The organism is Eremococcus coleocola ACS-139-V-Col8, assembly GCF_000183205.1.
GTDB classification, from domain to species: Bacteria; Bacillota; Bacilli; order Lactobacillales; family Aerococcaceae; genus Eremococcus; species Eremococcus coleocola.
On sequence record NZ_AENN01000018.1, the window covers coordinates 71,633 to 97,877 of the forward strand.

Below are 26,245 nucleotides of genomic sequence, written 5' to 3' on the forward strand. Positions count from 1 at the left end.
TTACATCCCAGCTCCTCTGATTTTTGCTAATAAATGATTAACGTTTTTTTGGTAAAATTAAAGTAGCATCTGTATAAGTAAAACGATTGTCTCTTGGATAGAGTCCATGCCAGTTTTCGATCATAGAAGCTTTACTTTGTAATTTACCCCAGAAACTTTGTTTAAAAATATGTAAAGTAGACATACAGCAACCTCCTTAATTTTTATTACTTAAGTAGTGTAACGCACTAAGTCACAGGGGTCTTTAAACCTTAGTAAGAAGTCAGTATCAGTTTGCTGAGAATGGATCGGCTTACTATGAGGAATGTTTTAATAAATACATTTATTTTTAAAAATAAGCCCATCTTGTATCTTAAAGATAAATATCATACAATATTTATGCAAATTTTAATAAGAAGGAGTTTATCCATGAAAAGTTCTGTCAGCAATATTGTTGATTTTAAGCAAATCCCTGTACCAACAAGTGACTTACAAATTGAAATTCCCTCATGGCAAGCGGTCGCTCAACCCCTCATTGATTTTGCTAAGTTAGACTACCAAAAACAAACTGGTCAAGTCATTGAAAAGTTAGAAGACCATCATATTGCCGTTTTAGATATTCCTGCCAATAGTCTAGCTGATTTGAAAAAAATGGGCAGTCAAGTCTTCCAAGACCGTGCCCTCCAAAAAAGATACTATGACTGTATTCTGCCTTTTATCTTGAATTTTTATGCAAATAATACAAATACTGTTTTAAATGATCAAGAGTTAACTGCTTATACCGAAGACTACTTGGGTCAAGTTAAGGCTTATGCAACAAAGGCTAAGTTGAGTATCGAAGAATATGGCCAAAAGGTAATGGGCATGAAGGGATCTGTCATGGACCAATTTAAAGAAAGAGCCAAAGAAGACTTTATTTTTAAATTAATTGCCCAAGACTTATTTGTTAATTCTGAGAAAGTCCTCAGTCATGATGACTATGATGCCTTTATCAATCAACAAGTTTTAGCTAGTGGAGCGGATGAGATTGATTTGCGTCAGAATCTTTCATTTGAAGAATTCTGTCAAATGTATCCTGAAATGCATTTAGGTCAAGCTATGGCAGATTATTACATGGAAAAAATTAAGTTCGTAATTAATCCGCAAGCTAATTTAGGGCAATTATTATAGGTCCTGTGTGAAGGAGAAGAAATTTGAACAAGGAATGGTTTAAAGCGAATGCATGGCGGCTCGGACTGGCAGGCGGCTTATTATTACTGTTTATAATCACGTTATATTTTATTGGTCACTCATCCTTAAGTGGCAGTAAGAGCCCAGTCAAAGATCCAGCCCCTTTGGGTCAGATAAATTTAATGTCCAATGATGGTAAACTAGTCGCCAGTGTGCGTGAAGAGAAAACGAATGTGGGGATTGCCAATCGCTCACAAGAACCCCTAATGGATAAGGTAGCAGCAGAAGATGATTCACAAACCCGCAAGAATTTACCGGATCCCTTACCTTGGTTTTATTTTTCCCCCCAGGTAGCCTTAGATTCGCCTAAGTCCCTGTTGAACCGGGAACGTCTGGTTGAACGGATGTCGCTAAATGATTTTGCCTATTACCAAGTCAAGGATCAGATGCTTCTTTACCAAGGAGGAAAACCCTTTACCGGTTTTTATAACACAGACTTTGATGGGTGGCATTACTATAAAGAAGGCGTCCAAGAAGCCTATCGGCTTTCTTCAGTAGACAGTCAACGCTTAATGCAGGAACGTAAAATTATGGCAGATCTTACGCCTTTGATTCGCCGTAATTACTTTTTTGTGAAGGCTCCAGGCGCTAATGCTTATTTAATGGACTCAAAACGAGTTTCAGACCAAATTTTGTATAAGAACACCCAACAAGTTATTCTTTCAGCCCCTCCGGGAGCACATAATTCTTATATTTTAGCCACGACCGAAAACTTTTATGATATTCCTATGGAAGTGGTTGAAGAAGTTCAGACTTATAGGGGAACCTGGCTCCATGTTTATATTGGTTATGATGAATTAGGTTGGATTGCCAAAGATACGACCCGAACTGACTATGTTCCAACTTATTACAGTGAACGGGAATTGTTGGATGAGATTGAATATGCTGTAATGGATGAACTGCAATATGTGGATGCTCGGATTGGGGTTTCTTTTATTAATAATGAAACCATGAGTCAGATTTCGGTCCAAGACCAAAGTTTCTTCCCAGCTTCAACACAAAAAATCTACGTTTTAGGTGAATTATACCACCAATATAAGAAAGGTATTCTCGATCCCTATGAGTCTTATGTGACTTTATACGATGAAGATAAGGTGCCAGGGGCGGGTATCATTCAATCTTATCCAGCTGGGTCAACCTTTGCGGTAGATGAATTAGTCGATCTAGTTGGAATTTACTCAGATAATACCGCAGCTAATTTACTTATTGATACGGTTGGTGGCGGGGATACTATTAATCCGCATATGCAAAATCTTGGCCTAGTCGGAACCAGTCTCTACGGTAAATATTATGGGGGCGAAAATACCTATTTTGCAACCACACCAAGTGATGCCGCTAAGTATTTTGCCTTGCTTTATAATAACCGGGTCAATGGTGAACCCTGGGATGAACAATTAATTGAGAAATTTTATTTGAATTCCCACACTTTCTTAAGAACCTTAATTGGGGGCGATACCCGGTCTTGGAATAAGTCAGGCTTAGGTAGTACGGAACAGAATGATGTGGCGACTTTTGTAACTCCTTATGGTTCATATTCTCTTGCCATCTATACGGCTGAGCCCGCCAATCGGGATTATGTGGCCCAACAAATAGGTGAGATTTCCTTAAGGGTTCATGATATCTTTAATGAATTACGGTCTCAATTATGGATTACTGTAGAAGATGAGTCGAACTCAGAGTATGTTGGTGAAGAACCAAGCGCGGAAGAAGTTACTGATAGCCTTGAGGATAATGAAGCCACGATTTTTGATGAGGAAACAGAATAATTTAACAAGTAGTTTTAACAAGAGGGACTGGGCTAATGCCTAGTTCTTTTTGTTTTGGACCAACCATCGTTTTAAAGGGTTTTATGTTTTTGAAGATGGCTCAATCGGTCACTTCTCTACAGCCGCTTCAGTCAGGATCTTTGGTAGTTATATCAAACTTATGTATGTTTAAATATGAAAAAATTACTCTTACATGTCCAATACTTAGTTTCCTGTGCATTTGCAGGATACAATGCACATTTTTTAGTTTTCCTATGTATTGAGAGGTCTCAATGCACAATTCTTAGTTCTTCTGTTTTTTACTACCTTAGAACCTATATTTTTCTTCTCATAAAATAACTTATCTATAATTTGTTTGGACAAATTCAAATAAAATTAAAACATCCCCTAGAATCCTTAGAAATTTCTGCTATACTATTAAAAACAGATTAAATTAAGGATGTGATCTTGATGGAAAATCGTGAAGAATTACTAAAGTTAATTGAAACGGATAGTCGGTTAAGCATCGCGGAACTCAGTCGGATGCTAGACATGGATCAAGCAGCGGTTGAAGCGGAAATTGCTGCACTTGAAGAGGAAAATATTATTGTCGGTTATCACACCTTGGTAAACTGGGATAAGACGGATGACGATCATGTTGAAGCCATTATTGAAGTAAAGGTTAACCCTCAAAGGGGGAAGGGGTTTGACTCAATCGCAGCCAAAATTTATCAATTTGAAGAAGTTCAAGCCCTATATTTAATGTCAGGGGGATATGATTTCAATGTGGAGTTGAAAAAGGCTCCTATGAAAGAAATTGCCCGCTTTGTTTCCAATAAACTTTCTATTATTGAGGAAGTTCAGTCTACCACGACTCACGTTATCTTAAAGAAATATAAAGATCATGGTACTTTCTTTGTAGAAAAGGGCAAAGATAAGAGAATGGCGGTTCAAGAATAATGAAACGATTTTTAAACCAAAAAATTCAAGCCATTCAACCCTCTGGAATTCGTAAATTCTTCGATATTGCTAACCAAATGGAAAATGTAATTTCCTTAGGGGTTGGAGAACCAGATTTTGAAACGCCTTGGCACATTCGTGAAGTTGGGGTCGACACCTTAAACAATGGTTATACCTTCTACACGTCCAATGCGGGTCTATTAAAATTACGGGAAGCCATCGCAGAACGAATTGAACGTTTTTATGGCGCAAAGTATAATCCACAACATGAAGTACTAGTGACTGTAGGTGGGTCTGAAGCAATCGACCTAGCCTTACGTGCAACCCTAAATGCCGGGGATGAAGTGATTATCCCTGATCCTTCTTATGTTTCCTACCTTCCTTGTGTGCAATTAGCCGATGGTGTTCCAGTCATGCTACCTTTAAAGGAAAAAAATAACTTTAAGCTGGTGCCAGAAGATCTTGAAGCGGTGATTACACCTAAGACTAAAATCTTAGTCTTGTCTTTCCCGAATAATCCAACCGGAGCCATTATGACCCGGCAGGATCTAGAAGCTATCATACCAGTGATTGTTAAACACGACCTCATGGTGATTACTGACGAAATTTATGCTGATTTAACTTATGGTGATCAAAGCCACACTTCCATCATTTCCTTTCCAGAAATGTATGATCGGACGGTTTATATTTCTGGTTTTTCAAAGGCTTATTCCATGACTGGGTGGCGGTTAGGCTATTGCGCTGCCCCGGAAGATCTATTAATTCAAATGACTAAGATTCATCAATTTGCGATTATGGCTGCGCCAACCATGAGTCAATATGCTGGGATTGAAGCCATTAAGCATGGAGATGAAGATATCGAAGAAATGCGTCACTCCTATGATCAACGGCGTAAGTTTTTACTCCAACAAATGGACCGTTTAGGGATTCCTTGTTTTGAACCGCAAGGGGCTTTTTATATTTTCCCTAATATTAGTCAATTTGGTTTATCTTCGGAAGACTTTGCTTGGGGCTTATTAGAAGCTGAGAAAGTCGCTGTGGTGCCTGGGACTGCTTTTGGTCCGTCAGGTGAAGGATTCATCCGAATTTCCTACGCCTATTCCATCAAAGAATTACGTTTAGCAATTAGTCGTCTCGAAAAATATATTACCAATCTTAAAGCAAACCACTAAAGGAGATATTATGTCAGGAAAATTACCCTTAAGAAATGAATTAGATCCCCAATACACCTGGGACCTATCCCTCTTATTTAAAGACCAAGCTGCCTATGAAGCTGGCGTGCAAGCATTAAAAGCGGCTGTTTCAGATTTTAAACAAAAATACAAGGGGCAGTTACAAAACCCACAAGTGATTTTATCCGCCTTAGCTGCCTACAATCAGATTCGAATTAAACTTTCTTGGGCCATGCACTATGCCAGCATGGCTTATGAAGTCGATAAATTAGATCAAACTGCTGAAGAAAACATCGGTAAATTTAATATCCTCTACGAAAAATTAGCCAAAGACTTATCTTTCTTCAGCTCTGAATTAGCCCAACTATCCGATGCTGACTTGGATGCGGTAGCTGAAATCGAAGGCGGGGCAGACTACCAACCTGTACTGACTCAAATTAAACGTGAAAAAGCCCATATGTTAGCCCCTGATTTGGAAGAAGCCTTATCTGGTTTAGCTAATTCGATTCAAAGTAATTATGAATTGTATAACACTATGAAGTTTCAAGATATGTTTTTCGCAGATTTTGAAGCCAAGGGTCAAACCTACCATAATGCTTTTTCAGCCTTTGAACAGGATTATGAACCTCATCCTGATAAAGATGTGCGACGAGCTGCTTGGAAATCCTTCCATGAAGGCTTAGCCCATTACCAACATACCGCTGCGCGGAATTATATCCAACAAGTTGAAACCGAAAAGAAACTGGCGAGCTTACGTGGATTTGACTCTGTTTTTGACTATTTGCTGTATGATCAAGAAGTATCTCGGCAAGATTATGATCAAATCATTGATACTTATACCCAAGACTTTGCTCCGGTTATGCGTCGTTATGCTAAATTATTAAAGGCCCAACATGACTTGGAAGATATTTCCTTAGCTGATATCAAGATTCCTTTTGCTAAGGGTCCCGTCGCAACGATTGATTATGCTGAGAGTCGCAAGATTATTGAAGCGGCACTAGCCCCTCTCGGTCAAGACTATTTAGACATTGTGGGTCGTGCTTTTGACCAACGTTGGATTGACTATCCGATGAATCAGACTAAGTCAACAGGTGGTTTCTGTTCAACAGTTTATGGTGGCCCATCTTATATTCTCTTAAATTGGACCGCTTCCTTAAGTGAAGTCTTGGTTTTAGCTCATGAATTAGGTCATGCAGGCCACTTTACGCTTTTGAATCAAAATAATTTGGCTATTACACCGGAGCCAAGTATGTATTTTGTTGAAGCACCTTCGACGGCTAACGAGGTCATTACCTGTTCTTACCTCTTGAATCAACCGATTGATGAAAGTGCTAAACGTGATTTGGTCGGAGAATTTATTGCCCGAACTTATTTCCATAATATGGTGACCCACTTATTAGAAGCTGATTTTCAACGTAAGGTTTATACCGCTGTGGATGCAGGTCAAGTTCTAAATGCAGGAAAATTGAATCAATTTTACCGTGAAAGTTTAGAAAACTTCTGGGGAGACGCTTTAGAAGTAAACCCAGGGGCTGAATTAACGTGGATGCGGCAACCCCATTACTTTATGGGCTTGTATTCCTATACTTATTCAGCTGGCTTAACTATTGGAACTCAAATCGGTCAAAAAATTGCAGCCGGTGATCAAACCGCTGTGACCGCTTGGTTAGAAGTTTTAAAAGCCGGTGGTACTTTAGGGCCAATTGAATTGGCAGCCAAGGCTGGGGTTGATATGAAGGATAAGGCAACTCTACAAGCTACGATTAAATTTGTTGATGGTTTGTTGGACCAATTAGAAGCTTAAAAGCACCGATTGATTTAAACAATAAAGCAAAATAAACATCAATTTTACTTGAATCATAAGTAAAGTTGATGTTTTTTTGTGGCTTTAAACTAGTAAAAAGGGGGTTAATGTTACAAAAGAGTTACAAAGAATGCAAAAGGATAACGGGAAGTCAAACCAGATTAAAGCTGATTTACAAAGCCTTTGAAAAGCTTCCATTTTAATTTGACCTGGGTTATGCTTATAAAGTCAATAATTCAGTGTTGATTCGCTGAACCCAAAAGGAGAAATTCAACAATGAAAAAATCTATGAAATTTATGGCAACGACCTTATTATCCACGGCTGCTTTTAATTTAGTAGCACAATCTGTAAATACTGTAAACGCCCAAGAATGGGTCGGTCGTTCTGCACAAGAAATTAAACAATCCATGGCTAACGTTTTAGAGAATGGCCAAGTTGAGTATGAAGTTCAATGGGGCGATACCTTGTCTTCAATCGCTCAAGCTTTAGATATGGACTTAGAAACCCTAGTTTCAATCAATGGTATTGAAAATCCTGATTTTATTTTAGCTGGTACCCTACTAACCTTTGACCAAAGCCAACATTCTTTAACCATTGAACAAGAAGATGGTCAAGTTAAAGAATATAATACTGAAACAGGTCTAGAAATTATTGAAGACGGCGCTTTAAACCAAGAAGTAGCTGAATGGGTGGCGCCAGTTGAAGTGGCTGCTGAAACTGAAGCAGCAGCAGTGGTAGAAGAAGCACCAGTTGTCGAAGAAACTCCAGTAGTTGAAGAAACTCCAGTAGTTGAAGAAACTCCAGTAGTTGAAGAAAAACCGGTTGTGGAAGAAGCACCAGTTGTCGAAGAAACTCCAGTAGTTGAAGAAACTCCAGTAGTTGAAGAAACTCCAGTAGTTGAAGAAAAACCGGTTGTGGAAGAAGCACCAGTTGTCGAAGAAACTCCAGTTGTCGAAGAAACTCCAGTAGTTGAAGAAAAACCGGTTGTGGAAGAAGCACCAGTTGTCGAAGAATCCCCGGCAGTTGCCGATACCACAAGTTCTGATGCTGAAACAGCAGCTAAAGAATGGATTGCTATGAAAGAATCTCATGGTGACTATAATGCAGTCAATCCATCTGGAAAATATATTGGACGTTATCAATTAACTGCTTCTTACTTAAATGGTGATTACTCACCTGAAAATCAAGAACGTGTAGCCAATGAATATGTTATGAACCGCTATGGTTCTTGGGTTGCAGCCCAACAATTCTGGATGGCTAATGGTTGGTATTAAGCGGTTGTAAAGCTGACTTAATTTTTACTATTAATATAAGGTAAGGCTGAGCTGAGGTTCAGCCTTTTTTGCTGTCTATACTTAGTTTTATAGTTTGGATGTTTTCCCTCACTTAGCCCTTAAGTCTAGAAAAAAACCAACTCAATAAAACAATCCCAGTTCCACTTACAAAAAGGAAACAATAGAGCCTTTTTATAAATCTTTAATAATATTTCCTATTATGCTTAAAATTAGTTACAATAGAAACGGACATTGCCTGAGACTTATTCTTTTTGGTACAATTAAGTCTTGAGTTAAAGTTACCAACAATAATTCAAGCAGAAAGATTGGATAATAAGCGCTTATAATTTGTGAAAAGAGGAAAAAAATGACGGAAACCCAGGTAAAAGTAATTGCGGGTCTTGATTCCATCGGTGGTAATATCGTAGTTTTAGAAAAAGATAATTACCAGATTGTGACTGATTTTGGAATTATTAGAGGAACAACAGATAGTGAAGCCTTAGATCTGGCGATGACCAGTGATTTAGTTGATCGAAAAGGTTTACCCCAACTAGATGGATTATATCCGCAAAAACAACTAAAAGCTAAGACGGTGGAAGCTTATGAAACAAGTCAAAAACAAACCATCATTTGCATTTCTCATTTGCATTTAGATCATATTGGGGCACTTCTACATCTAGCACCCCAGATTCCTGTTTATACGAGTCAAGAATCCTATGATTTTTACCAAGCTTTAGCCCAAACAGGTTTTTTGCCGGATTACCAAGTGAACTGGCAGGGTGTCGCTTATGATGAAGTTCTTGAACACGGGCCTTTTAAAATTCAATTTAAAGCCTCAGATCATGATACCAAAGGGATTGCTGCGATTTTTATTGAAAGTCCCGATCTAAAAGTCATCCATTCAGGGGACTTCCGCTACAGTGGTTTCCATCCTGAAAAAGTCTTCGCCTGGGGTCAAGCGGCTCGGCAATTTGAGGCGGATTTAGCTTTGCTTGAAGGAACCACATTTTCTTTCCTTCCTGACCCCAATCAGGCTCCGGTACCCCTGGAACCATGGCAGGAAAAAATTAAAGTTATCGAAAGTAAAACCGAATTAAGTCTACTTAAAAATATTAGCCAGCTCTTGGAAGCGAATCCTCAAGCCAGTGTGGTCTTTAACGGTTATGAACAAAATTTGGAACGCCTGCTCTATTTGTCTCAAGTCTTGAGCCAACTAGGACGACAACTCGCCTTAGATGAAAAATATTATCAGTTAGCCTTATCTTTTGCGAAAATTTATGGCTTGAAGTATGACAATATCTGTTTAGCCGATTTACCCTTAATCAAAAAAAAACCGCAAAACTATGTCTTAAATTTGACCTATGACCACTACCAAGACATGTTTGAATTACCTGCTGGCCTCTACCTACATTCAAATGGTTATCCTTTAGGACCTTATATGCCAGCCTATCAACCTTTCGTTTTGGACCTCCAAGCTCATAATTGGCAAATGTATCAAATGGGTTCTTCTGGACATGCTTATCCTCAGGATTTATTAAACCAAGCTTATTTAGTCAATGCAAAGGTGACCGTGCCTTGGCATTCATCACAACCAGACCTTTATGCTCAAGGATTAAGCAGCCAAGGCTTGAAAGTATGGCGGCCAATCCCATACCAGACCTACTCTGCGAGTCAAATTAAAGCCTTAAAGGAGGATGCTTAAGTTATGCAACGAATCCATTTTCTTTTTACCAGTGATACCCATGGTCATTGGCTTAACCGGCCGGATGATTTAGACCACTCGCTTCTTAACACGACCACCGCCTTCCAAACATTGCGTCAAGCCTACCTAGACCAGGGTGACCAAGTGGTCAGTCTAGATTTGGGGGATTTTATTCAAGGTTCATCTTATGCCACTTATCTAAGCCAAGTGAACCATGATGGCAAGGTGATTGCCCGGGCGATGAACGAAATTGGCTATGATTTTCAATTATTAGGAAACCATGAATTTAATTTTGGCAAGGCTTACCGGGATGATATTTTTAAAGACCTTGAAGCAACTTTCCTAGTTTCCAATTTGGTCAATCAAAGTGATGGTCAGCCCATTATTGGCCAACCTTATACCATTATTGAACGTGGCGGCATTAAAATCGGGATTATTGGGGTGACCACCCATTATATTCCTCACTGGGAAATGCCAGCTAACTATGAGGGGATTGACTTTTTGGATGCGTATGCCACATCTAAAAAGTATGTTGCAATCTTGAGACCACAAGTTGATATCCTCGTCTTGGCTTATCATGGCGGTTATGAAAAGGACTTAACTACCTTTGAAGCTCTGGAAGAACTTACGGGGGAAAATCAAGGTGCTAAGATCCTACAAGAAATTGAAGGGATTGACCTCTTCTTAACAGGACACCAACACCGTCAGATTTGTCAACATGTAGCTCAGACCTTAACCATCCAACCAGGTTATGCCGGTGAATTTATTGGCCATGCTCAAGTAGATTTTGAAGCCGGTCAAATTACTAATATGATAGGCGAATTGATTCCAACCAGTAGCTATGAGAAATCACCTCAACAAATCCAAACCATGTCACCCGAACTTGAACAAGGAGCCCACTGGCTCAATGAAGTCATCGGGCAAGCACCTTTAGATCAGGTCACGGATAATGAGTTTTATGCTCGGGTTTACGGCCATCCCTATATTGAATTGTTGAACAACATCCAATTACAGGAAACGGGGGCTGACTTTTCCGGCGTTGCGTTAGTGAACGATTACTTTGCTCAATTCTCAGGACCAATCACCAATGAAGTCCTCCTTAAATCGTATCCATACTATAATTTGATTGCGACCGTGACGATGACCGGCCAAGAAATTTATGACATTATGAATTTTAATTTAGAATATTTTTCTTTAGATGACCAAGGTCAGTTACGGATTAATCCAGATTATATTGACCCGAAACCTAAACATTATAATTGGGATATTTATTCTGGTATCCAGACTAAGGTCGACATGCAAGCTCCATCAGGGCAACGAGTCGTTGAAATTATTGATGAAAGCACCCAGCAACCAATTGACCGTGATAAGACCTATGTTTTAGCGGTGTCTCAATACCGGGCTGTCGGTGGGGGCGACTTTAAATGGTTTAAACAAGAAAAGATTAAAAAGATTTCTCAAATAGACATCGCGACTTTATTAAAGCAAGCTTTAAGTCAACTTTCTCAAGCAGAATGGCAAGCCATCAATCATAACTACCAGCATATGGTTTGGACAGGGATTGCAGGTTTATCTGACCAACCCGCTCAAAAAATGTAAAGCTATTTTAATGGGAAGATTTACCCAAAATTTACAAATGACTGTTATAATAAAAATACTTAAATAAATAAAGGGGCATACACACGTGCAAGTTAGATTTGAAGATGTTACCATGCGCTTTAATGACAAGGTAGTTTTGGATAGAATTAATTTTACCCTACCAAGTCAAGAACTCATTTCCTTCCTAGGACCCAGTGGCTGTGGGAAGTCTACCACGCTTTATTTGATTTCAGGTTTATTAGAAGCAACATCTGGTCATATTTATTTTGATGATCAAGATGTTACTAAGCTCGACCCAGTTAAACGTGAAGTAGGGCTGGTTTTCCAAAATTATGCCTTATATCCGCATATGACCGTGTTAGATAATATTATGTTCCCCTTAAAAATGGCCAAGGTGCCTAAGAAAGAACGGGTTGAAACGGCCAAACGGATGGCTGAATTAACTCATATTGCTGATCAATTAGATAAATTTCCACGTCAGCTATCTGGCGGCCAACAACAACGGGTGGCTATTTCACGGGCCTTATCTAAGTCACCGGATATCCTATTAATGGACGAACCCCTATCCAACTTAGATGCCCGTCTCCGGGTTGAAATGCGGGAAGAAATCCGTCGTATCCAACAAGAAACTGGTGTGACGACGGTCTTCGTAACCCATGACCAGGAAGAAGCTTTATCGATTGCAGACCACGTTATGGTCTTAGATAAGGGTGAGATTCAACAGATGTCTGACCCTGTTACTTTATACCGCCAACCTAAAAACTTATTTGTGGCCAAGTTTATCGGGTCGCCGGCCATCAATACCTTTACCAAGACCTCGCCAGCCTTAAATCCTCAAGCTAGTCTTGCTGGTCTAAATTGGACCACTTTGGGAATTCGGCCTGAACATTTTAAATTTACCCAAGTAGGCCAACATCTGATTCAAGGGGTGATTAGTCGGATTGAACAAGTTGGAAAAGATATTACCTTCCATGTTCAAGCAGACCATGAGCATTTTGTCGTTTCTGATTTAAATGCCACACAATTACAAGCTGGTGATCAAATCTATTTGACGGCTGACTTAGACCATATCCAAGCCTTCGACGCCCAAGGTCAAGCTGTTAGTCTTAATGACAGTGCTGGCGCCATAACTGATTTACAAGAATCAGTCAGCCAAGTAGAGGAGGCTGACCAGGCTCATGAATAAAAAAGCAAGCCTAAAGTCTAGTTTTCATGCCTTGCTATATTTGCTTCCGATGTTGATTTTTATTGGGATTTTTACGGTCTATCCAATTTTTAAATCCATTGCTATGTCATTTTATGTTGACTACAACATGATCACAGGTGAAATGGACTCGGTTGGCTTAGACAACTATAAGGTCATTTTGTCTGATCCTAAGTTTTTTAAAGCCATCAAAAATACCATGCTCTATGTCGTAGGTGTTGTTCCGGCTTCAATCATCATTTCCATGGTGATTGCTATCATGCTTAATTCAATTCCTAAGCTGCAAGGCTTCTTCCGGTCAATTTATTTCTTACCCTTTGTGACCTCGACGGTTGCCATCTCTGTGGTTTGGTCTTGGCTCTACCACTCAAAATATGGCTTAATTAATTATGGGTTAAGTTTTCTTGGTATTGATCCGATTAACTGGTTGAATTCGCCTAAGAACGCTATGTTAGCGGTGATTATCATGGCCATTTGGAAGGGCTTAGGTTTTAATATCCTCCTATTTTTAGTAGGCTTAGGTAATATTGATGATGTCTATTACCAAGCAGCTAAGGTTGATGGGGCCAATACCTGGTCACGTTTTAAAAATATTACCTTACCCTTATTACGGCCCACTATTTTCTTGTTGTCAATTGTAGGGATTATTAATTCCTTTAAGGTCTTTGATGAGGTCTTTGCACTTTTCTCAGGACGACCAGGACCTGCCGGGTCGGCCACAACGATGGTTTATTACCTCTTCCAAAAATTCTACGCCCAATTTAAATATGGTCAAGCTGCTGCCTCAGGGATTATCCTATTCTTGATTGTGCTAGTCTTAACCTTGATTCAAAATATGGGTAACCGATATTTTGCTAAACGAGGAGGACAAGACTAGGATGAAACAAAAGTTTAAACATATTCTTTTATATACATTTTTAATCTTAGGTGGTTTCTTGATGATCCTGCCTTTCTACTGGATGGTAGCCACCTCCCTTAAATCGGGGGGGGAAGCTATTCAAGTGCCACCAACTTGGTTGCCTTCGCAATGGCTATGGTCCAACTACCAAAGAGCCCTTGAAGCCGCGCCATTTTTCCGTTATTTTCTAAACTCAGTCTTGGTTACTGTCTTGAGTACTGTGGGTGAATTATTTACTTCTATCCTCGCAGCCTATGCCTTTTCTAAGTTAAAATTCTGGGGAAAAGATATTCTCTTCTTAATTTTACTAGCGACTATGATGGTGCCGGGTGAATTAATGACGATTCCTAACTTTGTGACTTTGGCTCGGCTAGATATGATTAATACTTATTGGGCTTTAATCATTCCTTGGTTAGCTTCAGTCTTTACAGTATTTACTTTGAAACAATCGTTTGAAAGTGTACCTGATGCCCTATATTATGCTGCTAAAACCGATGGTTGTAGCGATTGGCGTTTTCTTTGGGAAATTCTGGTACCTCTGTCTAAATCTTCCGTAGTAGCGGTGATGATTCTTAAAGTCATCGGCTCTTGGAATTCATTCATGTGGCCTTTAATCGTCACGAATGATAAAAATTTACGTACGTTACCTGTTGGGTTACAAGCCTTTACCACCGAAGCGGGCACCCAATTTGAATTATTAATGGCCGCTTCGACACTGGTTGTAGTTCCGATGGTTATCGTATATTTATTGTTGCAAAAGTATATAATTCAAGGTATCTCTCGGTCTGGTATTAAAGGATAAACATTTAGGAGGAAGAAATTTAAATGAAAAAATTAAAACTTTTTGCCGCTGCCTTAGTCGCTGCTTCAACCTTAAGTAGCTTCAGCCCGCTTGCATCTGCCCAAGAAAAAACTCAAGTGACTTTCTGGCATGCAATGAATGGTGCGCATGAAGAAGCTTTAACTGCCTTAACGGATAAATTCAATGAATCCCAAGACAAAGTAGAAGTCGTTCTTGAAAACCAAGGTGACTACAAAGCGTTACAACAAAAAGTAATGGGTGCCGGAGTATCTGGTGACCTACCAACCATGTCTCAATTAACCGCGTCAACCGTGGTTGACTTCATGGATCAAGGTTTAACTGAACCTTTAAATGATTATTTAACCGAAGAAAATGGGTTCTCACAAGAATTATTGGATGATATTTATCCTGGCTTTATGACAGGGGTTACCTTAGACGATCAAGTCTATGGTTTACCTTTTTCTAAATCTGTTCGGGTAATGTATGTTAACCAAGACTTATTAGATGAACTAGGCGTAGAAGTTCCTAAAACTTGGGACGATGTGAAAGCCTTAGGTGAAAAATTAGATGAAGCGGGTAAAGAAGAACAAGCTATGGGCTTAGAAAATTCAATTTCAATGGAAGTTGAAACTATGGCTCGTCAAAATGGTGCTGTTTGGATTGCAGACGATAAATCAGCGACAGATATCGCTTCTGATAAAGCAACTGAACCAGTACAATTCATTAAAGACTTGATTGCAGATGACCATGCTCGTCTAGCGGGTGAAGATGGTTATATGTCAGGCCCATTTGCTTCAGGTGCAACTGCCTTGTATATCGGTTCATCTGCTGGCCTTTCTTTCGTACTTGATGGTATTAAAGAATCTGGTATTAATGTGACAACTGCAGAAATCCCTACTTTTGCAGATGGTGATCCTTTAACCTTGTTTGCTGGTAACGACTTAGGTGTCTTCTCTCAAGCCTCAGATGAAGAAAAGGCAGCAGCCGTTCAATATATGGCTTTCTTATTATCAACTGAAAATACTGCTGAGTGGGCTGCTAAGACCGGTTACTTACCAATCACTAAATCTGGTGAAGAATCAGACGTATGGCAAAACTACCTTAAAGAAAATCCTTTAATGGAAGCTGCTTCTAAAGAATTGGAATATGGCCGTGCGCAAGTTCCTTATGTAGGTTCTAGTGAAGTCTTCACTGAAATTGAAACTGCATTAGAAACAATCATGGTTAATGATGGTGATGTGAAAGAAAACATGCAAGCCATCGAAGATCTTGTAAAAGGACATTTAGGACTTTAATTGATACCTTAATTATATAAATATATACTTTTGCCAAAAGGTGACGACCTTTTGAGAAGAAGGAGTTGGACTGTTTGCCCAGCTTCTTTTTTATATTAAAGGGTTTAAGTCTTAAAATTTAAACGGAAAGTAAAACTTTCACTTTTACTTACGGCAAAGTGCTTGCAGTGCATAAGTGGATGAAGTAGGATAAAATATGAAAGAAAAATAGGAGTGAAACGTAGATGAAATTAATTTCTTGGAATATTGATTCCTTAAATGCAGCCTTAACCAGTGACTCGAATCGCGCTTTATTATCCCGGGATGTTCTGCAAACAATCTTAAACTTAAACCCAGATATTATTGCAATTCAAGAAACTAAACTATCAGCCAAAGGCCCCACGCAAAAACACTTAGAAATCCTAGCAGACCTCTTTAAGGACTACATGGTAGTCTGGCGGTCATCTGAAGAGCCAGCCCGTAAGGGGTATGCGGGAACTATGTTCTTGTACAAGCATGACTTAGAACCTAAGGTGACTTTTCCTGAAATTGAAGCACCAAGTCCCATGGATGCTGAGGGCCGGATGATTACCTTAGAATTTGATGATTTCTATGTTACCCAAGTTTATACGCCAAATGCTGGCAATGCCCTCAAACGCTTAGCAGATCGTCAAATTTGGGATCAACAGTATGCAGCCTATTTGGCGAGTTTAGACCAAGATAAAATTGTCCTCGCCACAGGTGACTTTAATGTCGCTCACCACGAAATTGATTTGGCCCATCCTGAGAATAATCATCATTCAGCTGGTTTTACCGATGAAGAACGGGCTGGTTTTACCCAATTACTGGCTCATGGCTTTACGGACACCTTCCGTCATCTCCATGGTGATGTGACCGGGGCCTATACATGGTGGGCTCAACGTGTAAAGACCTCTAAGATTAATAATTCTGGCTGGAGAATTGACTATTGGCTCGTCTCCAACCGCGCGGTTGACCGGGTGATTCAATCAGAAATTATTGATTCAGGAACCCGGCAAGACCATACGCCTATTTTATTAGAAATCGATATATAAGATAAAAACTCCCCAGTCATCTCTTTCTATAAAAGATGTGACTGGGGAATTATTTTAAAATAAAGGACTAAAAAAAGTAGGGGAGGACTAATTCTTTTTTGGCTGTGATGGTTTCTTCAAGTTTTTGTAGTAAGATATGGCGACCTTTGATGGCTACATTGAGACCGCTGCTGCCTTCAGTGAGGGCAGCTAAGGCTTTCTCTGCAAATCCTTTAGCTAATAATCGGTCTAAGGCTGCAGGAGCGCCGCCTCTTTGAACGTGGCCAAGATTCAAGGGTCGGATATTATAATCTAGATGAGGTTTAAGCCAATCAACAAAGTTCTGGGCAGAACTTATTCCTTCTGCAACAATGAAAATTTGGTAGTTTTTACCTTGTTGACGGGAGCGCTTGATTTGATTTAGGACTTTCTCCAAGTGCATATCCTCAGGGCGGTAAATAATTCCTTCAACATCTAAGGCATTGCCGGCCCAATAGGCAATGTCAGGAGCTCGCCGGCCCATAACTTCTACGGCAAAGATAAATTCATGGCTAGCAGCCGTTGTTTTTACTTGGTCGACCATAGCGACCACTGACTTCACTGCTGTATAAAAACCAATTGTTTGATCTGTGTTGGCGATGTCATTATCGATCGTACCGGGAACCGCAATCGTATTTAGACCTAATTGATGCAAGGCTAATGCCCCCTGGTAGGAACCCTCACCCCCGATGACAATGAGTCCATCTAAGCCAAGGTCTTTGACTTTAGCAACGGTTGCTTGGCGGACTTCCGGTTTAAGAAAATCTAAGCAGCGAGAAGTTCCTAATATTGTACCGCCTCTTGATTCGTAGGCTTCACTTTTACTGACGTCAAGGACTTGATAGTCTAAATCAATGAGCCCTTGATAACCTTTATTGAAACCGAGGACTTCTATCCCTATTTGCTTGCCGCCTTTGACTAGGGTGTGGATGGCAGAATTCATACCAGGTGCGTCGCCACCTGAGGTAAGAATACCGATTTTTTTCATGCTTAATCCCTCTTTCTTTAGTCTTTATTATAAGCTTTTTGCTTAGCTTATTTCAAATTATGGAAAAAATTTAAAAAACGCTTGCTTTTTTTATAAAACGGTGTATAATTAAATATTGCATTCGGACGTTTAGCTCAGTTGGTAGAGCAACGGACTCTTAATCCGTGGGTCGCGGGTTCGAACCCCTCAACGTCCATTTCTAACCTTTTTTGAATGAGTACTTAGTGACTATTTTCAAAAAAGGTTATTTTTTATACCATCTGCCAGTTAATTCTTTATAAAATACTTTAAAAGATAGGGTGGCCAGGGAACGAGGAACGACCAACTTTGATTTTGATTTATTAAAGTGTCTTCTTTTATCTATCAGTGGAATGCCAGACTTGGGTCCGCTTTTTTGTGATGAACCGGTGAACTTTTATCAAGGAGTTCTCCTAACTAAAACTATGAATTATTTACCTCGCCTCACGCTTTATGTATTTTTCATGTAGTTCAGTAAGCTATTAAAGAGATAATACCCAAAATGAAAAATAATAAAAGTTGAAACTATAACAATTCCGAGATATATTGATTAATGCCAGATGTACAAATTAAAATAAAGACCATGATATTAGTCATAATAAAGCCATGGTAGATTTGTAAAAACAAGGATTACGCCTACTTTCCAGGTAGATAAATTTATTAAGCATCGTCCAATTGTTTAAGTTTTCAAAGAGTTAAACTCTTATAATATTATTATACCTTGTATGCTTAAACAAATTCTACTTTTATCTCGATAAAATATGGGGGCATGACTCAGCTAAGGGACGTCTCTAAGAAACAATCGTTAGAATTACAATCTAAGAATATGCTATAATTTAAAAGAATTAAGTAAAAGAGAGCTTAAATGAAGAGGTGTTACATGTTATTAACAGTCACAAATTTAAATGCGGGCTACCGCCGTGTTCCTGTTATCAAAGATATTGATTTTACCTTAGCTGCTGGTCAGATTTTGGGTTTGATTGGTTTAAACGGTGCTGGGAAATCAACTTTACTGAAAACGATTCTAGGTCTTTTACCACCTTTACAAGGTCAGGTGGCGGTGGGTGGGGTAACCATCAATGAAAACCATCAAGCCTATGCTAGCCAAATTGCTTATATTCCCGAAGTGCCAATTTTATATGAGGAGTTGACCCTAAAAGAACATTTAGAGATGACTGCACTGGGTTATGGCTTAGCCATTGAAACCGTGATGGAACGGGCTATGCCTTTATTGAAAATGTTTCGCTTAGATCAACATTTAGATTGGTTTCCCATTCATTTTTCAAAAGGGATGAAACAGAAAGTCATGATAACTTGTGCCTTGGTGACGGATGCCAAGCTATTTATTATTGATGAACCTTTCCTTGGCTTAGACCCAATCGCTATTCGAGATTTTATTCAATTATTAAAGGATAAGGCCAGCCAAGGCTGTGGGATTTTACTGACCACGCATATGTTATCGACGACGGCTGACTTTTGTGATGGTTACCTCTTACTTAGTCAAGGCCACCTAGTCGGACAAGGTAGTCTTAGTGATTTGCAGGCTCAGTTTGAACTAGCGGATGCAGATCTTGATGATATTTATATTGCCATGGCCCAAGGCCAAATTGGCCGTGGTTTCGAGCCCAAAGAAGCCTTACTCAAGGAAGCTAACCAAGCAGGTGACCGTCATGACTAGTCTAGAAGAATTAGGCAAAGCTCGGTTTAAATACTTTATTGACCAGGTAGGCAAGTATAGTCGTTTGATTATTAATGATCACTTTTCAGTGATTCTCATGGTTCTCTTAGCTTTTGGTGCTATTTATTACCGTGATTTGCTCGGACATTTACAGACTTTACAAGCATCAAGTTTACGGTTGCCAGTTATTATTGTGGCAACCGGCTTGATTGGCGGTCTTTTTCAGATGGGCCACCCCATGTGGTTTACTAAGCAAGCAGACCGGTCTTATTTATTTGCTCAAGGTCAAAAGTGGCATCCTTATTGGTTTAAGTGGGTTATGTCATCACTCTTTTTACCATTTATCTACTTAGCCCTTGGCTCTTTCTTAGTCTATCCATTTCTGAAGTTAGTTAGCCCGTGGGTTCATTATCCGGTTTGGCTATTTATTGCCTTGGTTTGGCTGATGAAAGTGGCAGACTACTTGATGGTTTACCTATCTGCTTTTGATTTGGGTTTAGCCTATCAAAGTCGGCAATTAGGACGGTCAGCTTATTCTATTATATTTACGATTATTTTGTTTATCTCTTGTCTTTTACCCAAGACTTGGGATTTAGGGATGTTAATTTTACCTGTGGCCATTACTTTTATTTATTTCTTATGGGCTTTTCAAAATATTAATTATTACCCAATGCAATTTGATTATGTGGTTGCCTTGGAAGCAAAGCGGCAAGCGACTTTTTATCGCTGGGTTTCGATTTTTGCTGATGTTCCTACCCGGACTCCAAGTATTCGTCGCTTACCTTGGGTGGATTACTTAATCCAACCCCTAAGTAAGCTTTATCCTAACCGCTTCTATTATTTATATTTGCGGTTACTTGTACGGAATTCTGCTTATGCTTCCATCTGGTTGAAAATCTTGATTTTTATTGCATTTTTATTGTTATTTACGAATTCAAGTTACTTGTTACTAGGTTTGGGTATCCTAAGTAGTTTAATGACAATCATTCAATTACTTCCTTTGATTCATACCTATGACTACCATCCTTTTCAACGGATCTATCCCCACCATCAAAAGAGACAAGTTCAAGCTTTTCAAATTACTATGCTCTTAATTTTTGGAAGTCAGTTGCTAGCCTATAGTCTGGTCCTTTGCCTTAGCCATTTAGATCATCTGGCAAGTTTGTGGTGGATTATTCCGGTTTGGCTGCTGGTTGATTTAGCCCTTATTTATTTTTATGTACCATGGTGGTATCAAAAAAATCAAACAAGTATCTAAGCAAAGAACGATTTTTATATCGAAAGAAGCGGTGGTGTGAATCAGACACCTCAACACCAATTGGACCATCACACCATTCGATTTTTTAAAGAACGGGTAGTTCCGGACAAGTAAGTTCAGATTTATTTGCAGGTGATGAACCAAACTGCCTTGTCCAATGCCCTACAGGCCTATTCCGTGATTAAGATTACGGACCCTAAGTTGAAAACGCCTCTAGCAGTAATTGGTAAATAGGCTTATATCGCGGATGCACCAGAATTGTTTATCTTTTTGGTAGACTGTTATCGGAATGCTCAAATTATGGCCGCCCAAGAGCAAGATGCCACCAAGTTGAAAACGATGGACTTCTTCAACCAAGGGGCTGTCGACGCTAGGCTAGCCGCCCAAAATATGGTGAATGCCATTGAAGCAGACGGTTTAGGAACCGTCTTTTTGGGGTTAATCCTAAATGATCCCCAAGCGGTCATCGATTTATTAGCCTTACCTCAACTGACCTTTCCCATTTTAGGTTTGGGTTTCGGCTATCCAGATGACCAGCCGGACTTGAAGCCGCGGATATCATTAAAATTTAAAGTGGGTGAAAAAGCTTACCCTTATCATAAGGATATTTTACCTGCTACCAGCGATTACGACCAGGCCATGACCCATTATTATGATACCCGTGATTCCAATCGTAGGGCTGAAAACTTTAGTCATTACGTCGTGAATAAGGTATCCTAAGCCAAGCCTGAACGAGCCCGCATTCTCCGGGTGATTCAAAATCAGGGTTTTGATTTAGGTTTGACCGACCCTTAGTCCTTAGAGGTGAAATGTTTTCATTAATTTGTTACAATTTAGGAAATAAAAAGGGGGATTTAAATGACAATTGATAAGATGCTTGTTGATTTAACCGAAGTTCGAGGCATTGCCGGCAATGAAGGCCAAGTGCGTCAGCTTTTCAAAGACTTAGTGGCGGACTATAGTCAAGACTTTGTCCAAGATGGCTTAGGCTCTATTTATGCTAAGCATGAAGGCCAAGCGGATGGTCCGACCTTAATGTTAGGGGCCCATATGGATGAAGTGGGCTTTATGGTTCAATCTATCACCGACAAAGGCTTTATTAAATTTACCACCATTGGTGGTTGGTGGAGCCAAGTGGTCCTAGCTCAAGAAGTTGAAATAACCACCCGTAAAGGAGATGTCTACCATGGGGTAACCGGATCCAAACCGCCCCATGTTTTGAACGCAGAAGCTCGTAAGAAGCCAATTGATATGGATGACATCTTTATTGATGTGGGTGCTACTTCTAAGAAACAAGTTGAAGCCTGGGGTATTCGCCCGGGGGATATGATTACTCCTTTTATTAAAACTCGGCGAATGAATCTAGATTCGCCATTCTTATTAGCCAAAGCTTGGGATAACCGGATTGGGATGGCTGTAGCGGTGGAAGTTTTAAAATTTACTCACAGTCATGACCATCCTAATGTGATTTTTGCTGGGGCAAACGTGCAAGAAGAAATTGGTCTCCGTGGTGCCAAAACCGCTGCTCACTTAGTGAATCCTCAAATTGGGATTGCCTTAGACACAGGGACTGCCGGTGACACACCAGGTATGACTGAGAAAGAAGCTGATTCGATTCTCGGCAAAGGCCCCCAAGTCATTATCAAAGATGGGTCTATGATTGGTCATAAAGGTTTACGGGAATTTGTCACTGACTTAGCTGAACGACGGAATATTCCTTTCCAATATACCTTTATCCCAGGGGGTGGTACCGATGCCGGTTCATTCCACCAAACGCGGGATGGTATTCCATCGATTGCCATTACAGTACCGGTTCGTTATTTACATTCTCATACGTCAGTTATCCATGAAGATGATTTCAAGTATACCGTTCAATTAGTTCAAGCCATTGTTGAAGAGCTCGATCAAGCGGCTTACCAAACCATTATAGAAAATGTTTAAGTCTTATAACTAGAAAGAGGAAAGTATATGATTTTTGTTGATAATCAAAATGTCTACGATGCTTCGATGAACATTGCCCTAGAAACTTATTTGGTCGAAAACCGTTTAGTCGATGAACCCATCCTTTTATTTTATATTAATGACCCCTCAATTATTATTGGCCGTAACCAAAATACCATTGAAGAAGTCAACCAGCCTTATATTGAAGAAAAAGGAATCCGAGTGGTTCGCCGGATGTCTGGTGGGGGCGCGGTTTACCATGACCGGGGTAATTTCTCTTTCTGTTTTATTAAAGATGATGATGGGTCCTTCCGTGACTTCCAATCCTTTACCAAGCCTGTAATTGACGCCCTCCATAAAATGGGTGCCACTGGAGCAGAATTACAAGGTCGTAACGACTTGTTAATTGACGGTAAGAAATTCTCTGGGAATGCCATGTATGCTAAAGATGGCCGGATGACAGCCCATGGAACGATCTTGTTTGACTCTGACTTAGATGAAGTAAATAATGCCTTGAAACCACGGAAAGAAAAAGTGGAATCTAAAGGAATTAAATCTGTCCGTTCACGGGTGACCAATATTAAGCCTTTTGTGGATGATAAATATAAGAATTTAACCACTGAAGAATTCAGAGACTTAGTTTTACTTGAAATCTTTGGTGTAGAGTCACGTGACCAAGTGCCAGAATTCAAATTAACCGATGAAATTTGGGAAGGTGTGAAGAAAATCCATGCCGAACGGATGGGCAACTGGGACTGGAATTATGGCCAATCTCCTGACTTTGATTATGAAAAGAGTCATAAATTCCCATTTGGTTTTGTTGATTTCCGTTTCAATGTGAGCCAAGGTGAAATTGTGGATGCCACAATTTTTGGTGACTTCTTTGGTCTAGGTGATATTAAAGACGTGGAAGAAAAATTAAACGGGGTAAAATTCGAAAAAGCTGCCATTATTGATGCGCTTAAAGATGTCAACTTGAATAAATACTTAGGTGACATTAGTGCGGAAGAATTGGCCAACTTAATTTTTGAATAGTTAACAAAGATTGTATAAATATAAAGAGGACCTAGTTGAAAAGAGATGAGTTAAAATCTCTTTTCAACTAGGTCCTTTTATGTCTTTGAATGATAGTTGGCTTACTGGGGCCAAGTCAGCTCAGGAAAGAGTTCTTGTAAGACTGCTCTGCCTAAATAACGATCCTGACCTTGGCCTACGAAACGGTGGATGGACATGGCGGGGTTGAAGTTGGCTTCAATTACGCCATAATCTCCTGTTTGTTTAATCGGAGCGGTATAATCTTTAATCAGAATATCGACTCCACAGAAGGTGGTACCCAACGCTTCAGCCGCTTGAATAGCAATAGCATTATAATCGTCATAGACTTGATCGGTACGGTCAATGGAAAGACCGCCGGTAGAAACATTGGAGTTTTCTCGTAAATAAACGACTTGGTCTTTGTCGGGGATGCTTTCAAAGCTTAACTGGTTTGCTTCTAACTGGAGGGCTTCTGTCTTCCCTTTTTCTAATAGGGTCATTGGAGCGAAATGCTTAGGTCCGCGTAGAGGATGTTGGTTAGCTTGATCTATCAGTTGGCTGATGGTATGTTTTCCATCACCTACTACTTGGGCAGGCTGGCGCTCACAAACAGCAAGGACTTCACCTGCTTGGACATAGAAACGTAATTCATCTCCAGGTACGAAACTTTCGACTAAAATGGTGTTATCTTCTTCGAAAGCAATTTCTAAGGCTTGGCGATACTGGCTTTGACTAGGAAGGGTTTTAAAAATAGAGATTCCTAAGCCGTAATTGGTATTTTTAGGCTTAACCACAAAGCCTTGTTCAGGTAGGAAAGGATAATAATGACTTGCCTCGTCTATCTCATTAAAATGTTGCCCTTGCGGGACATAAATCCCCGCTTCTTTGAGAATATCTTTGGTTGCTACCTTGTTTTCCATTAGAAAATATGAAATCAAAGAATCTTTAGCAGTCATATTTCCATTACGGATATATTCTTGATGTCCTTGATGGCTTACTTTAATTAAATTATCCATCGGATCAACTATTTCAAGCTTCAAACCAACTTTTAAAGCTTCTTTGATAACATCCTGGGTAGAAAGCTCGAAATTCTCAAAGCCATGAAGATGGTAGGGCCGCTTTTGATATCCCTGCTTAAATTCCCTAGCTTGTTCTAAACCCCAAGCTAAAAAGTTAGCTGGATCAGGGCACTCATTGATTAATTGACCCGCAAGGGTTAGCTTTGAATCTTCTAGGGCTGCTTCTGCTTTTTCTACTAGAGGAAGTAAATCGATTTGACTGTTTTCTTTTAGTACTTGAGCTACTTCTCGCATGCTTTGACAAAGTAGTTTACCTTCTTCAAGGTCTGGACAAGGTGTTTGTGGGTGAGCTTCAGCGACGGCTTGGTTTAACCGATTACCTAAGTTAACGGATGCATCATCGGTTTCGCCCTCTAAGAATAAAAGTGAAATGAGGAAAAGTTTAATAAAGTCAATTTGGTCTTTCGTAATACCATAGGGAGTAAAGGGATTTAAGTCAAAATTACGAAACTCAAGATATTTAATCCCCTGGCAAAGGAAGTCGCGGACTTTTTGTCCACCACGAAAACGCACATCCCGGTAGAGTTCTTTTTCTAATGAAAGAAAGTTATCATTCACTGCCTTTTCAATGGATTCAATCATACTAGTAAGTGAACTATAATCAATGTTAATAGAATTAGCATTGCGGTAACCATACCGACTCTGGCGGATTGACCGCATGATGGTTTGAGGAGGGGTGCCAAATAGTTTGCTTTCATAAGTTGAATCAACATAAGGGCTGACCCCAAATAAATAAGTGAGTAACCAACGATAGCGGAAATAACGACGACCTAATTCAAAATAAATTTGATTAGTTGCTTGAATAAATGAAGGAAATCTACTGCCAACTAGCTTATGGACCAGTTGTGGTTTAATTTGAAAATTGTAATGGATCCCAGAAACCAGTTGTACATCTTTGCCGTAAACCTGAACTAGGTGTTCGCGGTAAGCTACTTCTTTAGAATTGGAAAGTTTGGCTACAGGAATAGTATCGCGATCAGAGTTAAGCTTAGCGGGGGGGGAAGCGGGCCAAATCAAATCTTCTGGGTATGCTGCGGCCGTTATTTGGTGAAGCCCAGCTAACCAATTGATCAAATCTTGATTTTGTTTAAGCGGGGGAGTGATTAGTTCTAATTGGGCTTCGGCAAAATCAGTTTGAATATAAGGATGGTAGTCACGGCCACCTAAACCACCACTATCATGGGTGTGTTGGGAGAAATTACCTTGGTTATCCAAGCGCAAGGATTCCTTCTCAATTCCGACAGTTGATTCAAAAAGTTGGGGAATATCAGATGGTTGAAACCATTGAGTGGAAATAGTCATAATAAGCCTCCATAATATAATAGTGAAGTAATACCTTCTATTATACAAAGTAAAAAAATCAAAAGAAATAATATCGCTTAAAAAATTTGAAAAAAGATATTGACAAGGGTAAGGCGCCTATGATAAATTATTACACGTTGCTGAAAACGGAAAAGTTAATCGAACCTAAAGAATTAAAAAAATTCCTAAAAAGTGATTGACAGCTCAGCAC

At 39.6% G+C, this 26,245-nt stretch carries 21 protein-coding genes and 1 tRNA gene; 19 read left to right on the forward strand and 3 right to left on the reverse strand.

The window, feature by feature from the left end:
* Positions 1 to 37 precede the first annotated feature (37 nt).
* Positions 38 to 184: a hypothetical protein gene (locus tag HMPREF9257_RS09320; protein ID WP_006418989.1), complete on the reverse strand. Its 147-nt coding sequence runs from the start codon at positions 182 to 184 to the stop codon at positions 38 to 40.
* Between the two features lie 224 nt (positions 185 to 408).
* On the opposite strand from HMPREF9257_RS09320, the gene HMPREF9257_RS08335 reads away from it, so the two are divergent.
* The 13 genes from HMPREF9257_RS08335 (at position 409) to HMPREF9257_RS08395 (ending at position 16,717) form a co-directional block, all read left to right on the forward strand.
* Positions 409 to 1,149 (forward strand): hypothetical protein, encoded by a 741-nt coding sequence (locus HMPREF9257_RS08335; RefSeq protein WP_006419047.1) that lies wholly within the window; start codon positions 409 to 411, stop codon positions 1,147 to 1,149.
* A 23-nt stretch (positions 1,150 to 1,172) separates the two neighbouring features.
* Positions 1,173 to 2,975 (forward strand): serine hydrolase, encoded by a 1,803-nt coding sequence (locus HMPREF9257_RS08340; protein WP_006419009.1) that lies wholly within the window; start codon positions 1,173 to 1,175, stop codon positions 2,973 to 2,975.
* A 450-nt stretch (positions 2,976 to 3,425) separates the two neighbouring features.
* Entirely contained in the window at positions 3,426 to 3,914 is a 489-nt protein-coding gene (locus HMPREF9257_RS08345; RefSeq protein ID WP_006419015.1) for an Lrp/AsnC family transcriptional regulator, read from the forward strand.
* Positions 3,914 to 5,086, forward strand: coding sequence for a pyridoxal phosphate-dependent aminotransferase (locus tag HMPREF9257_RS08350; RefSeq protein WP_006419071.1), 1,173 nt, complete (start codon positions 3,914 to 3,916; stop codon positions 5,084 to 5,086). The genes HMPREF9257_RS08345 and HMPREF9257_RS08350 overlap by 1 nt, the downstream gene beginning before the upstream one ends.
* A gap of 10 nt (positions 5,087 to 5,096) precedes the next feature.
* Complete coding sequence (gene pepF / locus HMPREF9257_RS08355; RefSeq protein ID WP_006419060.1) at positions 5,097 to 6,890, forward strand: oligoendopeptidase F; 1,794 nt, start codon at positions 5,097 to 5,099, stop codon at positions 6,888 to 6,890.
* Positions 6,891 to 7,166: 276 nt separating this feature from the next.
* Positions 7,167 to 8,165, forward strand: coding sequence for an aggregation-promoting factor (apf, locus tag HMPREF9257_RS08855; protein WP_006418983.1), 999 nt, complete (start codon positions 7,167 to 7,169; stop codon positions 8,163 to 8,165).
* Between the two features lie 367 nt (positions 8,166 to 8,532).
* On the forward strand, positions 8,533 to 9,867 hold the full coding sequence (locus HMPREF9257_RS08365; RefSeq protein ID WP_006419022.1) for an MBL fold metallo-hydrolase: 1,335 nt from the start codon (positions 8,533 to 8,535) through the stop codon (positions 9,865 to 9,867).
* A 3-nt stretch (positions 9,868 to 9,870) separates the two neighbouring features.
* Positions 9,871 to 11,466 carry a bifunctional metallophosphatase/5'-nucleotidase gene (locus HMPREF9257_RS08370; protein ID WP_006419035.1) on the forward strand — a complete coding sequence of 532 codons (1,596 nt, stop codon included), beginning with the start codon at positions 9,871 to 9,873 and terminating at the stop codon, positions 11,464 to 11,466.
* A gap of 85 nt (positions 11,467 to 11,551) precedes the next feature.
* Positions 11,552 to 12,652 carry an ABC transporter ATP-binding protein gene (locus HMPREF9257_RS08375; protein WP_006419046.1) on the forward strand — a complete coding sequence of 367 codons (1,101 nt, stop codon included), beginning with the start codon at positions 11,552 to 11,554 and terminating at the stop codon, positions 12,650 to 12,652.
* Positions 12,645 to 13,547: a carbohydrate ABC transporter permease gene (locus HMPREF9257_RS08380; RefSeq protein ID WP_006418995.1), complete on the forward strand. Its 903-nt coding sequence runs from the start codon at positions 12,645 to 12,647 to the stop codon at positions 13,545 to 13,547. Before HMPREF9257_RS08375 ends, HMPREF9257_RS08380 begins: the two co-directional genes overlap by 8 nt.
* 1 nt (position 13,548) lies before the next feature.
* Positions 13,549 to 14,370: a carbohydrate ABC transporter permease gene (locus HMPREF9257_RS08385; protein ID WP_006419000.1), complete on the forward strand. Its 822-nt coding sequence runs from the start codon at positions 13,549 to 13,551 to the stop codon at positions 14,368 to 14,370.
* Between the two features lie 23 nt (positions 14,371 to 14,393).
* Positions 14,394 to 15,665, forward strand: coding sequence for an ABC transporter substrate-binding protein (locus HMPREF9257_RS08390; RefSeq protein ID WP_006419012.1), 1,272 nt, complete (start codon positions 14,394 to 14,396; stop codon positions 15,663 to 15,665).
* Positions 15,666 to 15,889: 224 nt separating this feature from the next.
* Positions 15,890 to 16,717, forward strand: a complete 828-nt coding sequence (locus HMPREF9257_RS08395; RefSeq protein ID WP_006419014.1) for an exodeoxyribonuclease III — start codon at positions 15,890 to 15,892, stop codon at positions 16,715 to 16,717.
* A 67-nt stretch (positions 16,718 to 16,784) separates the two neighbouring features.
* Here HMPREF9257_RS08395 and HMPREF9257_RS08400 read toward each other — a convergent pair whose 3' ends face one another.
* Positions 16,785 to 17,723 carry an ATP-dependent 6-phosphofructokinase gene (locus HMPREF9257_RS08400; protein WP_006419040.1) on the reverse strand — a complete coding sequence of 313 codons (939 nt, stop codon included), beginning with the start codon at positions 17,721 to 17,723 and terminating at the stop codon, positions 16,785 to 16,787.
* Between the two features lie 123 nt (positions 17,724 to 17,846).
* Here HMPREF9257_RS08400 and HMPREF9257_RS08405 point away from each other — a divergent pair.
* From HMPREF9257_RS08405 to lplA, 6 genes are all read left to right on the forward strand, one after another.
* Positions 17,847 to 17,919: transfer RNA gene (locus tag HMPREF9257_RS08405), tRNA-Lys, on the forward strand.
* A gap of 702 nt (positions 17,920 to 18,621) precedes the next feature.
* Positions 18,622 to 19,419, forward strand: coding sequence for an ABC transporter ATP-binding protein (locus tag HMPREF9257_RS08410; RefSeq protein ID WP_006419025.1), 798 nt, complete (start codon positions 18,622 to 18,624; stop codon positions 19,417 to 19,419).
* Positions 19,412 to 20,677, forward strand: coding sequence for an ABC transporter permease (locus HMPREF9257_RS08415; protein WP_006419008.1), 1,266 nt, complete (start codon positions 19,412 to 19,414; stop codon positions 20,675 to 20,677). Before HMPREF9257_RS08410 ends, HMPREF9257_RS08415 begins: the two co-directional genes overlap by 8 nt.
* Positions 20,678 to 20,935: 258 nt before the next feature.
* The gene (locus HMPREF9257_RS08420) at positions 20,936 to 21,397 is read left to right on the forward strand and encodes a nitroreductase family protein (protein WP_006419017.1); all 462 of its coding nucleotides are present in this window, start codon (positions 20,936 to 20,938) and stop codon (positions 21,395 to 21,397) included.
* A 138-nt stretch (positions 21,398 to 21,535) separates the two neighbouring features.
* Positions 21,536 to 22,618, forward strand: a complete 1,083-nt coding sequence (locus tag HMPREF9257_RS08425) for a M42 family metallopeptidase (protein ID WP_006419056.1) — start codon at positions 21,536 to 21,538, stop codon at positions 22,616 to 22,618.
* Positions 22,619 to 22,645: 27 nt separating this feature from the next.
* On the forward strand, positions 22,646 to 23,653 hold the full coding sequence (lplA, locus tag HMPREF9257_RS08430) for a lipoate--protein ligase (RefSeq protein WP_006419049.1): 1,008 nt from the start codon (positions 22,646 to 22,648) through the stop codon (positions 23,651 to 23,653).
* A 101-nt stretch (positions 23,654 to 23,754) separates the two neighbouring features.
* On the opposite strand, the gene gshAB is transcribed toward lplA, so the two are convergent.
* The gene (gshAB, locus tag HMPREF9257_RS08435) at positions 23,755 to 26,034 is read right to left on the reverse strand and encodes a bifunctional glutamate--cysteine ligase GshA/glutathione synthetase GshB (RefSeq protein WP_006419059.1); all 2,280 of its coding nucleotides are present in this window, start codon (positions 26,032 to 26,034) and stop codon (positions 23,755 to 23,757) included.
* Positions 26,035 to 26,245: the final 211 nt, after the last annotated feature.